Here is a 13,762-nt window from a genome sequence, read left to right on the forward strand (position 1 = left end):
GACAGCGTCGGCGTCGGCCCGTGCACTGCGGTCAGCCGAACGAGGGGAACACGCCCTGCAAGGCGATGCAGAAGTTCATCGCCAGGTAGGGCTGGCGGTTCTCGTGCGGTTGGCCGCCGCCGGCGGGCTGGATCACGGTCGGCGGGAAGGGCGAATCGGCTGGCCCGTTGAAGAATGCAGAGGCCAACGGGCTGCCCAGGGCGTTGCCATTCGCTGGCGAGGGCTGCCGCTTGGTCGTGTCGTTTTGGCTGTAGATCTGCATGGGGTGGGTATGGGCCGGCATCTCTTGCGAAGTGAGCGTTACGCTATTAGAGCCGAATGTTTCGCCGATGGTGCGATCGGTCAGGCCCAGTCCCTGGCCTTGCTCGCAGGCGGCGCGATTGACGAGATTGGGCAGTTGGAAGGTCGTCTGGCCGTTGCCGCCGTACTGGGTGCCCAGCAGGGAGAACAGCGCGGTGTTCTGCTGAATCGCCAGAGTGGCGCCGTTGCAGAAGGCCCAGCCGCGCGGCGGGAAGTTGAAGCCGAACAGCTGGATCTGGCCGATGAAGGGTTCGGACATGGTCTTGCTCCTGGTGCTGGCGCGTCCCGCGATGCGGGACGCCGTATCAAGTCTGCGACGGGAAGATGCCGGCCCAGGCGATGCAGAACTGCACCGTAAGGGTGGGCATGAGGTTGTCGTGCGGCTGGGTGCCGCCGGCCGGCGTCACCGCGGCAGCTGCCTGCGGGACCGGCGGCAGGCCGGTGATATCGGTCAGATACATCGTGTCGCCGCTCAGGGCCCCCAACTCCACCGTCGATCCAGGCTGCTTGACGGTGGAAAGCAGTGTGGTCGCCACCACCGTGTGAGTGTGTTGCGGCATCTGGCCCGAAACCAGGGTGACGCTTTCGACGCCGCTGCGCTGGCCGATGACATAGGGGCTCAAGCCCGGGCCGTTGCCGAAATGCACCGGCACGCGGCCGCGCAGATCGGGTACGGCGAAGGTGGACACGCCGTCGCCGCCGTAGGTGGTGCCGAGCAGGACGAACAAGGTCTCGTACTGGGAGATCGGGTAGAGGCTGCCGTCGCAGGCAAACCAGCCGGTGGGTACCCGGCCGAATCCGAACATGCGGATCTCGCCGACGTAAGGTTCGCTCATGGTGTGGACTCCGTAACGCGGATGCTGAAAGAAAGCCGGACGGACCGGCGCGTGGGCCGGTGCGTCAGTTGCGCGACGGGTAGATGCCGACCAGAGCGATGCAGAAATTGATAGCGAGGTAGGGCTGCACGTTCGTGTGAGGCTGGGTGTTGCCTTGTGGACCCAGCGTGGCCTGCGACAACGCTACTTGCGGGCCGTTGGTGAGCGCGTACATGTCGAGGGTAGACTTGGCGTAGTAATTGTTGCGGGCGGTGCGCACGTCTGCGGCGCCGCTGGTACCGACCAGTCCGTGAGTGTGGGTCGGCAACTGCGTACTGAGCAGGGTGACGTTCTCGACGCCGCCGGTTTCGCCGATGTTGTAAGGAGAGGGGTTCCAACCCGGATCGACCGAATTGCCGAAGCCCACCGGCGTTCGCCCCTGCAGGTTGGGCAGGGCGAAATTGGTCTGGCCGTTGCCTCCGTACTGCGTCCCCAGCAGCGAGAACAAGGCCTGGTTTTGAGCGATCGCCAGCAACTGCCCGTTGCAGAAGGCGAAGCCTTTCGGAGGGAAGTTGAATCCCCCCATGATGATTTGTCCCAAGAATACTTCTGTCATCTCTTCCCCCGGAGGATGGCGTCCGAACCGTTTTCGGGTCGGATTGCGGAACGGATCGCGGCCGGCTCGCCCGTCGAGCGACGGTGGCGACGACCGACCGGAGCCGCCATGGCGCATACGCGCCATGACTTGGCTTAACGCAAAGTCGGGGCAAAGGCGGCCGCTTTTTCCGTCGAATTGCGTAACTGGTCGAGAAAGGGGCGTCGTCCAGGCAAGACGGGCGCGCAAAAGCCGGATTTGGCAAAGCGGAGCTTCGGCAGTTGGGGGCGAGGAATCGCACCAAGGCCGGGGCGGGGGGCTGGACTATGGTTGGGCATGGCATGCATAGCGCGAACTCGCATCATTTGCGCGGTTTGAGGCGGCTTCAGCGCTGCGGCGCTGTTTTGATGCTTTTGGCGGTGTCGTTGCTGTGGTCCGGCTGGGCAACGGCCGGCATCTACTGCACTACGTTCACGATCTCCGTCGCGAACGGAGGAACTCATGTCCTAGACGCCGGTGCCTGCGACGGTCCCGATGACAGCGGTATCGGTAATATCGCCACGCCTCCGACTCATGGCGTGGCATCGACCGATCCGCTTGCCCAACTCGTTACCTACACACACAACGGAAATACAGCGACAAGCGACAGCTTTGTTTTCCGGGATGGCATAGGCGGCTTTGTCACCGTCAACGTGAACATCAGCGCGCCGACGTCGCCGATTACCGTCACCCCGGCGACCATTTCGCCGGTCCTTGGACAGCCATTCAATGCCACTATGGCCGCCAGCGGCGGCACGGACCCTTATACCTTCGTCCAAACGAGCGGAACCTTGCCGACTGGGCTGAGTTTTGCGTCCGGTACTTTCAGCGGTACGCCGACACAACGCGGTACTTTCTCGGTTTCGATTACGGTGACCGATTCGAGCACGCCGACACCGTTGAGCACTGTCAAAAGTTACAGCATCGCTGTTCCCACGGTCGTGCCGACGATTTCACCCGCTACGCTGCCAGCTATGGCTGTCGGTGTTGCATACAACACCGCCCTCGCCAGCAGCGGTGGCGTGGCGCCTTACAGCTATTCAGTGCAGGCCGAACCCGATTCGCTGCCGCCGGGATTAAGTTTGAGCGCCGGTGGCGTGATCAGCGGCACGCCCACTACAACCGGCACCTACACCTTCCGCATCCTGTCAGACGACGACAGTACCGCGCAGGACGCTTCGCAGAACATCGGCAGCCGCCTGTACACCGTCACCGTCGCGGCGGCGCCGACCATCGTCGTCAGCCCGCCGACGTTGTCCAATGCGACCTCCGCGGTCGCTTACAGCCAATCCCTCAGCGCTACCGGCGGCACCGGGCCGTACACGTTCGCGGTCACCGCCGGTAGTCTGCCGGCGGGCCTGACCCTGTCTACGGGCGGCGATCTCAGCGGCACGCCGACCGCGGTGGGAACCTTCAACTTCACCGTCAGTGCCACCGACGCCAACAGCTTCGTCGGCAGCCGCGCCTACAGCCTGGTCGTGGCGGCGCCGAACATCAACGTCGATCCGCCGGTCCTGCCGGCAGCCACGGTCGGGGTGGCTTACAGCCAGACCCTGAGCGCCAGCGGCGGCAACGGCAGCTACACGTTCTCGGCACCGCCGGGCGCTTTGCCGCCGGGCTTGAACATCAGCGCCGGCGGCGTTCTGTCGGGCACGCCGACCGCGGGCGGGTCGTTCAATTTCATGATCATCGCCGCCGACCAGAGCACCGGCGCCGGCGCGCCCTACACCGGCTCGCGCGCTTACATCTTCACCATCAATCCGGCGACGGTGACCCTGCCGGCAACCACTCTGGCCAACGGCACGCTGGGTGCGGCCTACAGCGCCGCCCTCAACCCGGCCAGCGGCGGCACCTCGCCCTATACCTATGCCTTGACGGCCGGCTCGCTGCCGCCGGGCGTGACCCTGTCGGCCAGCACCGGCAACCTCAGCGGCACGCCGACTGCGCCGGGCACCTTCAATTTCGCCGTCGTCGCGACCGACTCCAGCACCGGCTCGGGACCGTACAACTCGGCGCCGCGCGGCTATACGCTGCAGATCGCCGACATCGCGCCGATCGCCAACCCGGTCTCGGCCTCCGTCGCCTACAACGCCGGAGCCACCCCGATCGCCTTGTCGATCACCGGTGGCACGCCGACCTCGGTCGCGATCGGCAGCGCCCCGGCGCACGGCACCTCGATCGCCAGCGGCGCCTCGATCACGTACCAGCCGACGGCCGGCTATTACGGCGCCGACAGCTTCACCTACACCGCCACCAACGGCGTCGGCACCTCGGCGCCGGCGACGGTCTCGATCGTCGTCGCTCCGCCGACGATCACGGTCACCCCGACGGGTTCGTTGAATGCCCAGGTCGGCGCCGGCTACAGCGTCGGCTTCACCTGGAGCGGCGGTACCGCGCCTTACGCCAGCTACAGCGCCAGCGGACTGCCGACGGGCCTGAGCCTGACCGCCACCGGCAGCGACAGCCTGACCGTCAGCGGCACGCCCGCCCAGGCCGGCAGCTTCACCGTCAACGTCCAGGCCACCGACAGCAGCACCGGCGACGGGCCGTCGACGAAGTCGGAATCGTTCACCCTCACGGTCGGCGCGCCGACGCTGAGCATGACCCCGGCCGCCGGCACGGTATCGATGCCGTACGGCGTCGCCACCACGGTGAATTTCAGCGCCAGCGGCGGTACCCCGGCGTACTCGTACTCGCTGACGGCCGGTTCGCTCCCGGTCGGCGTGAGCTTCAGCTCGGCCGGCGTGCTCAGCGGCACCCCGACCGTGCCGGGCAGCTATTCGCTGACCGTCCGCGCCACCGATTCCAGCACCGGTACCGGCGCGCCGTTCTCGATCGACCAGAACTACGTGATCCAGGTCGGCGCGCCGAGCATCACCATCGACCCGCCGAGCCTGCCCGACGGCACCGCCGGCACCGCCTACAGCGAGAACTTCAGCGCCAGCGGCGGCGTCGCGCCGTACAGCTACTCGCTGTTGGCCGGCTCGCTGCCGATCGGGATGAGCTTCAGCTCGGCCGGCGCGCTGTCCGGCGTGCCGCGCAGCGACGGCAATTTCAGCCTGACCGTGCGCGCCACCGACGCCAACGGCCAGAACGCGAGCGTGGTGCGGACCCTGCGCATCGACCCGGCGACGGTGGTGATCTCGCCGTCGACCTTGCCGAACGGAGTGGTCGGCAGCGCCTACAGCCAGAGCCTGAGCAGCAGCGGCGGCATCGCGCCGTACACTTACTCGATCGTGTCCGGCGCGCTGCCGGTCGGAATCGCGTTCTCCTCGGCCGGCACGCTGAGCGGCACGCCGGTGTTGGCCGGCAACTACAGCTTCACCGTGCGCTCGACCGACGATGCCGGCTACAACCGCACCATCGGCTACAGCATCGTCGTCGCCGACGCGGTGCCGGTCGCGGTCGACGACAGCGCCAGCACCTTGGCCAACGTCCCGGCGACCATCGATGTGGTCGCCAACGACACCGGCATCATCGCCTCGATCGCGGTGGCGACGCTCCCGAGCCACGGCAGCGCCGCGGTCAGCGGCACCGCCGTGGTCTACACGCCGGCCGCCAACTATTTCGGCAGCGACAGTTTCACCTACACCGCGACCGGTCCGGGCGGCACCTCGGCGCCGGCGACCGTGACCGTGACGGTCGCGGCGCTGCCGGTTCCGGTCGGCCAGCCGCAGACCGCGACCACGCTGTCGACCACGGCGGTGACCATCGATGCGGCGACCGGCGCGAGCGGAAGCCCGTTCACCGGCGTGACCCTGTTGGCGCCGCCGAGCTCGGGCACGGCGACGGTCGACGGCACGCGCATCGTCTACACCCCGGCCGCCGACACCGCCGGCGCGATCGCTCTGACCTACACGCTCAACAACGCCTTCGGCCCGTCCGCGCCGATCACCTCGACCATCACCGTCAACGCGGTGCCGGTGGCGGTGTCGCGGCGGGTGCGCACGGTCGCGGGCGCAACGGTCGTGGTCGAGCTGACCACCGGCGCGCGCGGCGGCCCGTTCACCGCGGCCCATCTGGTCTCGCTGACCCCGGCCGGTTCGGGTGCGGCGGCCATCGTCGGCTCCGGCGGCGGGTTCCAACTGCGCTACACGCCGGTGATCGGTTACGCCGGCGTGGCCGTGGCCAGCTTCACCATCAGCAACGCGCATGCGACCTCGGCGGCGGCGACGGTCGAGATAGAAGTCGCGCCGCGCAGCGATCCGTCCAAGGACGCCGAAGTGCTCGGCCTGCTCGGCGCGCAGACCTCGGCGGCGCGGCGTTTCGCCAACAGCCAGATCGGCAACTTCCAGCGGCGCATGGAAGGCCTGCACGAAGGCGGCGAAAACGGCGCCCGCTTCGACAACGGGCTGAGCTTCTCGATCGACTCGCGCTGCCGCGACGAAGCGCGCCGCACTCCGGGCAGCGATTGCCGTCAGCCGCTGTTGGGCGACGACAGCGCGGCGCTGGCCGAGCCGGCGCCGGTGGCCGGCAGCGGCACCCGCTACGGCCTGTGGACCGGCGGCACGATCAACAGCGGCAACCGCGACGGACGCAGCGGCTCGGCCGGGTTCGATTTCGAGACCAGCGGCATCAGCGCCGGCGCCGACGTGCGCCTCAGCGACGCCTTCGCCCTCGGCGGCGGCGTCGGCTACGGCCGCGACGACACCGACGTCGGCCAGCGCGGCAGCCGCAGCGAGGCCGAGAGCTACAGCCTGGTCGGCTACGCCAGCTATCACCCGGGCAAGACCTTCTATCTCGACGGCCTGCTCGGCTACCAGTGGCTCTCGTTCGACACCCGCCGCTACGTTACCGACACCGGCGGCACGGTAAGCGGTTCGCGCGACGGCAAGCAGTGGTTCGGTTCGGTCTCGGCCGGCTTCGAGCACCAGCGCGACCGCCTGCGGGTGACCCCGTACGCGCGCCTGGACATCGCCCGTGCGCGCCTGGACGGCTACACCGAGCGCGGCGATCCGCTGTACGCGCTGCACTATCGCGACCAGGACGTCGACACCACCACCACCAGCCTGGGTCTGCGCATCGACTACCGTTACGACATGAGCTGGGGGCGCTTATCGCCGCGGGTGCTGTTGGAGTACCAGCACGACTTCGAGGACGATAGCATCGCGACGATGAGCTATGCCGACATGCTCGGCGGACCGTTCTACCGCGCGCGCGTCGTCGGCCTGGACCGCAATCGCTACGTGTTCGGTCTCGGCGCGGTGCTGCAGGGCGAGCGCGACTGGGCGCTGCGCTTCGAATACCGCGGCCTGTTCGGCAGCGGCAACGACGACGACCACAGCGTCCTGATCAACTTCGAGAAGAAGTACTGAGATCGGGGCGGGCGCGGCCCAGGCCGCGCCCGCCGCCGCAAGGACGATGCGCGGGGGAGGGCGCGCGCGGCGGTCGCCGAAATGCCAAGATGGGGCTCCGTTCCGTCGTGCGGTCGCCGCAATGCCCGATCCCGTTCCGCCTTCCGTCGAACGCGTGCCTGCGCGATTGTCCGCAGCGGCGCTGGAGCAGCTGCCGTTGAGCCTGCCCGACGAGCTGCGCATGGCGCTGGAGTCGGCCTATGCGACTCCGCCGCGGGCCTATCACAACCTCGGCCATGTCGCCGAAGTGCTGGGCCACTACGCCGATGTCGCCGCGGGCCCGGGCTGGCGGCAGCCGATGGAGGTCGCATTGGCGGTGCTGTACCACGATGCGGTCTACCAGGCCGGCCGGCGCGACAACGAGGCGCGGTCGGCGCAGTTGGCGCGCGAGCACATCGCGCGTTGGCTGCCCCTGGCCGGGATCGACGCCGATCGCGTCGCCGAACTGATCGAATTGACCGCGCGCCACGGCGCGATCGCGCGCGAGGACGTGGACGAGGAAACCCGGCTGTTCCTCGACGGCGACATGGCCATCCTCGGCGCCGAGCCGGCGGCGTTCGACGCTTACGACCGCGGCATCGCCTCGGAGTACCGCGGCCACGTGCCGGGGCCGTTGTTCCGGCTCAATCGCCGGCGTTTTCTCAAAGGGCTGCTCAAGCGCGAGCGGATCTTCCTCAGCGACCACTACCACCGGCGCTACGACGCGGCGGCGCGCAACAACCTGCGCCGGGCCATCACCACCAAGCGCTGAGGGCCGGCGCGGCGCCGCAGGGCGTGCCGGCAAGAGAAAGGCGCGCCCGCAGGACGGGCGCGCCGGAGGGACGACCGGTTCGCGGTCGCCGGGGCCGCAGCGCCCGGCAAGGTCCGGCCAGGCGTGCGGAACGTGACGGGCAGGGAGGCGGCGCTTACGCGCTCAGCCGGCCCAGCGAACTGTCGAGCACGCGCTGCAGCTTGCGGGCCGCGCCGCTGATGGCCGCGCGCATGGTGTCGGCATCCTCGGTCGCGGCCACCGGCGGCCGGCCTTCGAGGCGGGCTTCGATGGTGCAGTGCTTGTCGCCGCCGCCGGCCTTGGCGCCGTTGACGTCGCGCAGATGCACTTCGACCCGGGTGACCTGGTCGCGATAGCGACCCAGGCTGTGATCGACCACGCCTTCGACGTGTTGGGCGAGCGATTCGTCGCCGCGCAGGTGGTGGTCGGTGTTGAGCTGAACCTTCATGCAGACGCCTCCTTTGGCGCAGTGAGAGGGCGAAGCCGCCGCCCCTGCGGCGGCTTCTCGCACGGTCCGCGCATTCGCGTTGCGGCCATGCCCTAAGTCCGACCGGGGATGCCGCAGAAGGTTCTCGCGGCGTTCAGCTTCGGCCCAGCCGGAACATGCGAGCCTCGCGGATCGGCTGCGCGGACCGGCGCCCGATTCGGCAAAGACGGCCCGGCGGGCGCGCCGCCGGGGCGGATTCGGCGCGCAAGGTAGAATGGGCCGATGATCGTCAATATCGCCGCCTATCACTTCGTCGCCATCGCCGACCCGCCGGCCCTGGCCGCGCGTCTGCGCGAACGCGCCGAAGCGTTGCAATTGCGCGGCACCGCGCTGGTCGCGGGCGAGGGCATCAACCTGTTCCTGGCCGGCGCCGCGCAGGCGATCGAAGACGTGCTGGGCGAGTTGCGCGCCGATCCGCGTTTCGCCGATCTGATCGTCAAGTACAGCCGCAGCCGGGGCATGCCGTTCGCCCGGCTCAAGGTCAAGCTCAAGCGCGAGATCATCGCGTTCCGGCGCGACGGGGCTTCGCCGCTGCGCGAACGCGCGCCGACGGTGTCGCCGCAGACCCTGGCGCGCTGGCTCGACGCTGGCCGCGACGACACCGGCCGGCCGGTGGTGCTGCTGGACACGCGCAATCGCGAAGAAGTCGGCTACGGCAGTTTCGCCGACGCCCTGACCCTGCCGATCGACAACTTCACCGAACTGCCCGAGGCGCTGGCGCCGCATCGCGAGGCGCTCGCCGATGCGACCGTGGTCAGCTTCTGCACCGGCGGCATCCGCTGCGAGAAGGCCGCGTTGTGGCTGCGCGCCGACGGCATGGACAATCTGCTCCAGCTCGACGGCGGCATCCTGGGCTATTTCGAGCAGGTCGGCGGACGCCATTACGACGGCCGCTGCTTCGTCTTCGACGAGCGCGTCGCCCTGGATCCGCAGCTGCAGCCGTTGCACGACGCCGCAGCTTGACGGTTTAGACGGATTTCGCAACTTTTACCGTTTCTTACAAACTATTAACCCGGCCACGCCGGGCGAACGGTTAGGCTGCGCGTTCGTGTCGCGCCTGCGCCTTCGCGCCGGCCTCCCCCCGACGACGCGCCGCGAGCGGGCGGTCTGCGCATGGCAGGCGCCCGCGCTTGCATCAGAACGAGGATTTTCGATGAACCGACGCTCGCTTCCCGCCCTGTCCGCATTGGCGTTCGCCGTCATGGCGATCGCCGCCTGCAACCAGAGCGCGCCGGTCAACACTGCCGCCCCGCAGGAAACCACCGCAGCGCCGCCGCCGGCACCGCAGACGGTGCCCGATCCGGCCGCCGATCCGGGCACGCGCGCTTCGCCGCCGGTGCTGACCCCGGTCGCGCTGGGCACTTTCGAGCCCGGCAATCCGCTGGCCGAAGCCATGACCGGCAAACTGACCATCGACGATCTCGAGCTCAAGGGCGAGAACGGCGCGCTGTACAAGACCGAACGCGTCGCCCTGGTGCGCGGCGGCGATCAGTACGCGGCCGGCGAGACTTACGGCGCGATCATGCAAGTCGAGGCCAGCCAGGCGATCGAGTTGCGCCGGGTGATCGAGCAGAAGCCGCCGGAGAAGGCCCCGGCGAATGCCTACTGCGGCACCACCCCGACCGGCTTCATCGCTCTGGCCAAGGTCAGCGAGGCCACCGGCGACGTGATCAAGCTGATCGCGCTGCAGGGCAGCGACCTGCCGGCGGCGACGTCGCAGGGCGTGGGCCTGTGCGCGTCGATGTTCTACCTGGGCAAGGCGCAGGAGAAGGCCGCGGGCTGAGCGGCGGCCACGGCGGTCCCTGCGGTGCACCGCATGTCCGAGCTTCGGACGCAGCGCCGACGTGAACCGCTGCGGTAGTCGCCGCTTACGCCGCTCCTACAGGGGCGGCGTATGGCCGCGTTCTTGCAGGAGCGGCGTAAGCCGCGACAGCCGACGCGACGCGATGCCATGCAAGTACCCACAGACAGGCGACGCACGTGCGCTGGCCGGGATGGCGCGCATCCACGCCGGGACCACAGCGTTGACGCGCCGGTGCGGCGGTCGTGGCGACGAGCGCAGGAAAGTCCCCGTCGGGCGCCGCTGCTACGGGTCCGGAGCGGCCGCCAGCAAGCGGCGGGCGGCGGCTTCGCCGGCGATCAGGCCGCTGGCGAAGCAGGCGGTGAGCAGGTAGCCGCCGGTCGGCGCTTCCCAGTCGAGCATTTCGCCCGCGCAGTACACCGCGTCTGGCAGTCCTTGCAGGCGCAACTGCGCATCCATCGCCTCCAGGCGCACGCCGCCGGCGCTGCTGATCGCTTCGGCGATCGGGCGCGCGCCGCGCAGGCGCAGCGGCAGACGCTTGATCGTGCGCGCGACGGCGGCCGCGTCGTCGAGGCCGTGCTTGCCCAGGGTTTCGAACACCAGCGCGGCCTTGGCCCCGTCCAGCCCCGTCTGCCGGCGCAGGTGCTCGCCGACGCTGCGGCCGCGGCGCGGCTGGGCGAAGTCGCGTTGCAGGCGGTCCAAGTCGCGGCCGGGTGCGAGGTCCAGGTGCAATACGGTGTCGCCATGCGCGGCGATGGCGTCGCGCAGCATCGCCGACAAGGCATAGATCAGGCTGCCTTCGATGCCGCCGGCGGTGACCACGCATTCGCCCTGCAGTGCGCGTTCGCCCTCGGCATCGCGCCAATGCGCGACCACCGGCTTGAGCGGCGCTCCGGCATGACGCGAGGCGAAATGCTCGCTCCAGCCGATGTCGAAGCCGCAGTTGGACGGCTCCAGTTCGGCGATATCGATGCCGCGTTCGCGCAGCGGCGCCACCCAGGCGCCATCCGAGCCCAACTCCGGCCAACTGCCGCCGCCGAGCGCCAACACGCTGGCGCCGGCGCGCACCCGCAGTTCGCCATCGGGCGTGTCGAAGCGCAGCGCGCCGTCTGCGGCCCAGCCGGTCCAGCGGTGCTGTACGTGGAAGCGCACGCCGTCTTCGCGCAGTCGCCGCACCCAGCCGCGCAGCAGCGGCGCGGCCTTGCGGTCGAGCGGGAACACCCGCCCGGAGCTGCCGACATAGGTCTCGACGCCGAAACCGCGCGCCCACTCGCGCAGCGCATCGGCATCGAAGCGGTCGAGCCAGCGGCCGATCGCTTCGGCGCGCGCGCCGTAGCGGCGGTCGAAATCCGGCCGCGGTTCGCCGTGAGTGAGGTTGAGCCCGCCCTTGCCGGCGATCAGGAACTTGCGCCCCGCCGAGCCCTTGGCCTCGAACAGATCGACGTCGACCCCGAGCGAGCGCGCGGTCTGCGCCGCCATGAGGCCGGCGGGGCCGCCGCCGATCACGGCCAGGCCGGGCAGGGCAGGAAAAGAAACGGCGGACATGCGGTCGTGGGGGAGGAGGGGCGGACGGCCGCCTATTATGCCGCGCTCGCCATCGGCCCGTTCCGGCTCTGGCGCGGCGGCGCGGCATCGCCCACAGTGCGGGCTTCGCGTCCCGGAACCCGACCATGCCCCGATCCGACTGGAAGACCCAAGGCGCCGGCCTGCTGCTGTGCCTGAGCGCCGGCGTCGCCGGCGCAGCGCCGGCGACCGCACCGGCCGAGCCGGCGCCGCTGCCGGAGCCACTGCGCGACTTCGATGCCTACGTCGAAGGCGTGCGGCGCCAGTTCGAGGTGCCGGGGATCGCGGTGGCCATCGTCAAGGACGGCCGGGTGGTGCTGGAGCGCGGTTACGGCGTGCGCGAGCTGGGCAAGCCGGAAACGGTCGACGCCCACACCTTGTTCGCGATCGCGTCCAACACCAAAGCCTTCACCGCCGCTTCGCTGTCGATGCTGGCCGACGAGGGCAAGCTGGCTCTGGACGACCGGGTCATCGACCATCTGCCCTGGTTCCGCATGGCCGATCCCTACGTGACCCGCGAAATGCGCCTGCGCGATCTGCTCGCCCACCGTAGCGGCCTGGGCCTGGGCGCCGGCGACCTGCTGTACTGGCCGGGCACCGACTACAGCAACGAAGAAGTGGCGCGGCGCCTGGCCGACGTGCCCCTCAGCGGCGGCTTCCGCGCCCAATACGCCTACGACAACATCCTCTACGGCGTGGCCCAGCTGGTGATCGAAAAAGCCAGCGGGCAGAGCTATCGCGAGTTCCTGGCGCAACGCATCTTCCGTCCGCTGGGCATGGACGAAACCCGTTACAACAGCGATGCGCTTCGTCCGGGCGACAAGGTCGCCAGCGGCCACGCCAAGGCCGACTTCAAGGACTTGCAGCCGGCGCCGCGGATGACCTGGGCCAACGTCGCCGGCGCCGGCGGCCTGTATTCCAGCGTCCATGACATGGGCAAGTGGATGCGCGTGCAGCTCGACGGCGGCGTATACGCGCGCAGCGGCGACAAAGAACAACGCTTGTTCAGCGCCCAGCGCCAGCAGGCGATGTGGTCGGTGGTGACGCCGATGCCGATCCTCGAGCCCTCGGTGCCGGAGCTGGCCGCGGCGAAGCCGAACTTCGCCGGCTACGGCGAGGGCTGGCAGCTCACCGATTATCGTGGCCGCAAGCTGGTGTGGCATACCGGCGGCTGGCCGGGCATGGTCTCGCGCGTGACCCTGGTGCCGGAGCACAAGCTCGGCGTGGTGGTGTTGACCAACGCCGAATTGCCGGGCGCGTTTCAGGCGGTGACTATGCGTGCGCTGGACGCGTATCTGGAGGCGCCGCGCACGGATTGGAATGCGGCCTATGCGGCGGCCCTGGCCAAAAGCCGCAGCAAGGCCGACGAAAGCTGGAACAAGCACGTGGCCGCGCGCGCGCCGGACTCTCGCCCATCGCTGCCGCCGCAAGGCTATGCCGGCACCTATCGCGATCCGTGGTACGGCGACGTGAGCATCGAGGCCGCCGCCGACGGCAAGCTGCGCCTGCGCTTCACCCGCACCACAGAACTGGTCGGTACGCTCGAGCACTGGCAGCACGACAGTTTCATCGTGCGCTGGGACCGGCGTTGGCTCAACGCCGATGCCTTCGTCAATTTCGCTCTGACTGCGGACGGCAAGGTGCGCGAGGTGCGCATGGAGGCGGTGTCGCCGCTGACCGATTTCAGTTTCGACTTCCAGGATCTGCGTTTGAGTCCGGTCGCGGCGACGACCGGTGCCTGATCCGCAGGTCCGCGGGTCTCCTGCAGGAGCGGCGCGAGCCACGCGCCCACGGGATACGCAGAGAGCCCAACGCCGACGCCAACGATCGAAGCCCGAAACCATGGCGGGGGTAGGAGCGGCCCAAGTCGCGACCGCTCTCTCGCCCGCTCGCGGCGTCTTTGTCCTCAGACCCTGTAGGAGCGGCGTAAGCCGCGACCAAGGAACGCGCAGATAAATCAACGCCTCCGCCGTTGACCGAAGCTCGAAACCTTCGCGCCGGCTTCTGTGGCAAAAGTTTCAAAGCAAAGCTTCCGTCCG

At 69.2% G+C, this 13,762-nt stretch carries 10 protein-coding genes; 5 read left to right on the plus strand and 5 right to left on the minus strand.

The genetic code is table 11. From position 1 onward, the window contains the following. Window positions 1–31: 31 nt before the first annotated feature. From V2J18_RS09665 to V2J18_RS09675, 3 genes are all read right to left on the minus strand, one after another. Window positions 32–559 (minus strand): phage tail protein, encoded by a 528-nt coding sequence (locus tag V2J18_RS09665; protein WP_064749023.1) that lies wholly within the window; start codon window positions 557–559, stop codon window positions 32–34. Window positions 560–605: 46 nt separating this feature from the next. Then, entirely contained in the window at window positions 606–1,136 is a 531-nt protein-coding gene (locus V2J18_RS09670) for a phage tail protein (RefSeq protein WP_336131669.1), read from the minus strand. Between the two features lie 64 nt (window positions 1,137–1,200). Continuing rightward, complete coding sequence (locus V2J18_RS09675) at window positions 1,201–1,731, minus strand: phage tail protein (RefSeq protein ID WP_064749021.1); 531 nt, start codon at window positions 1,729–1,731, stop codon at window positions 1,201–1,203. 386 nt (window positions 1,732–2,117) lie between these two features. On the opposite strand from V2J18_RS09675, the gene V2J18_RS09680 reads away from it, so the two are divergent. Further along, entirely contained in the window at window positions 2,118–7,064 is a 4,947-nt protein-coding gene (locus tag V2J18_RS09680; RefSeq protein ID WP_425605988.1) for a putative Ig domain-containing protein, read from the plus strand. A 220-nt stretch (window positions 7,065–7,284) separates the two neighbouring features. Further along, window positions 7,285–7,854 carry an HD domain-containing protein gene (locus V2J18_RS09685; protein ID WP_064749038.1) on the plus strand — a complete coding sequence of 190 codons (570 nt, stop codon included), beginning with the start codon at window positions 7,285–7,287 and terminating at the stop codon, window positions 7,852–7,854. A 154-nt stretch (window positions 7,855–8,008) separates the two neighbouring features. Here the strand turns inward: V2J18_RS09685 and V2J18_RS09690 are convergent, their stop codons facing one another. Continuing rightward, the gene (locus V2J18_RS09690) at window positions 8,009–8,320 is read right to left on the minus strand and encodes an HPF/RaiA family ribosome-associated protein (RefSeq protein ID WP_064749019.1); all 312 of its coding nucleotides are present in this window, start codon (window positions 8,318–8,320) and stop codon (window positions 8,009–8,011) included. A gap of 261 nt (window positions 8,321–8,581) precedes the next feature. On the opposite strand from V2J18_RS09690, the gene V2J18_RS09695 reads away from it, so the two are divergent. Both V2J18_RS09695 and V2J18_RS09700 read left to right on the plus strand, forming a co-directional pair. Next, the gene (locus V2J18_RS09695; RefSeq protein ID WP_336131671.1) at window positions 8,582–9,322 is read left to right on the plus strand and encodes a sulfurtransferase; all 741 of its coding nucleotides are present in this window, start codon (window positions 8,582–8,584) and stop codon (window positions 9,320–9,322) included. Window positions 9,323–9,512: 190 nt separating this feature from the next. Next, window positions 9,513–10,142 (plus strand): hypothetical protein, encoded by a 630-nt coding sequence (locus tag V2J18_RS09700; protein ID WP_336131672.1) that lies wholly within the window; start codon window positions 9,513–9,515, stop codon window positions 10,140–10,142. Between the two features lie 303 nt (window positions 10,143–10,445). Here V2J18_RS09700 and V2J18_RS09705 read toward each other — a convergent pair whose 3' ends face one another. Further along, on the minus strand, window positions 10,446–11,705 hold the full coding sequence (locus tag V2J18_RS09705; protein ID WP_064749016.1) for a TIGR03862 family flavoprotein: 1,260 nt from the start codon (window positions 11,703–11,705) through the stop codon (window positions 10,446–10,448). 125 nt (window positions 11,706–11,830) lie between these two features. Here V2J18_RS09705 and V2J18_RS09710 point away from each other — a divergent pair, with 125 nt between their 5' ends. Continuing rightward, complete coding sequence (locus tag V2J18_RS09710; protein ID WP_336131673.1) at window positions 11,831–13,465, plus strand: serine hydrolase; 1,635 nt, start codon at window positions 11,831–11,833, stop codon at window positions 13,463–13,465. Window positions 13,466–13,762: the final 297 nt, after the last annotated feature.

Source organism: Lysobacter firmicutimachus, from assembly GCF_037027445.1.
In the GTDB taxonomy this organism is placed as follows: domain Bacteria; phylum Pseudomonadota; class Gammaproteobacteria; order Xanthomonadales; family Xanthomonadaceae; genus Lysobacter; species Lysobacter firmicutimachus.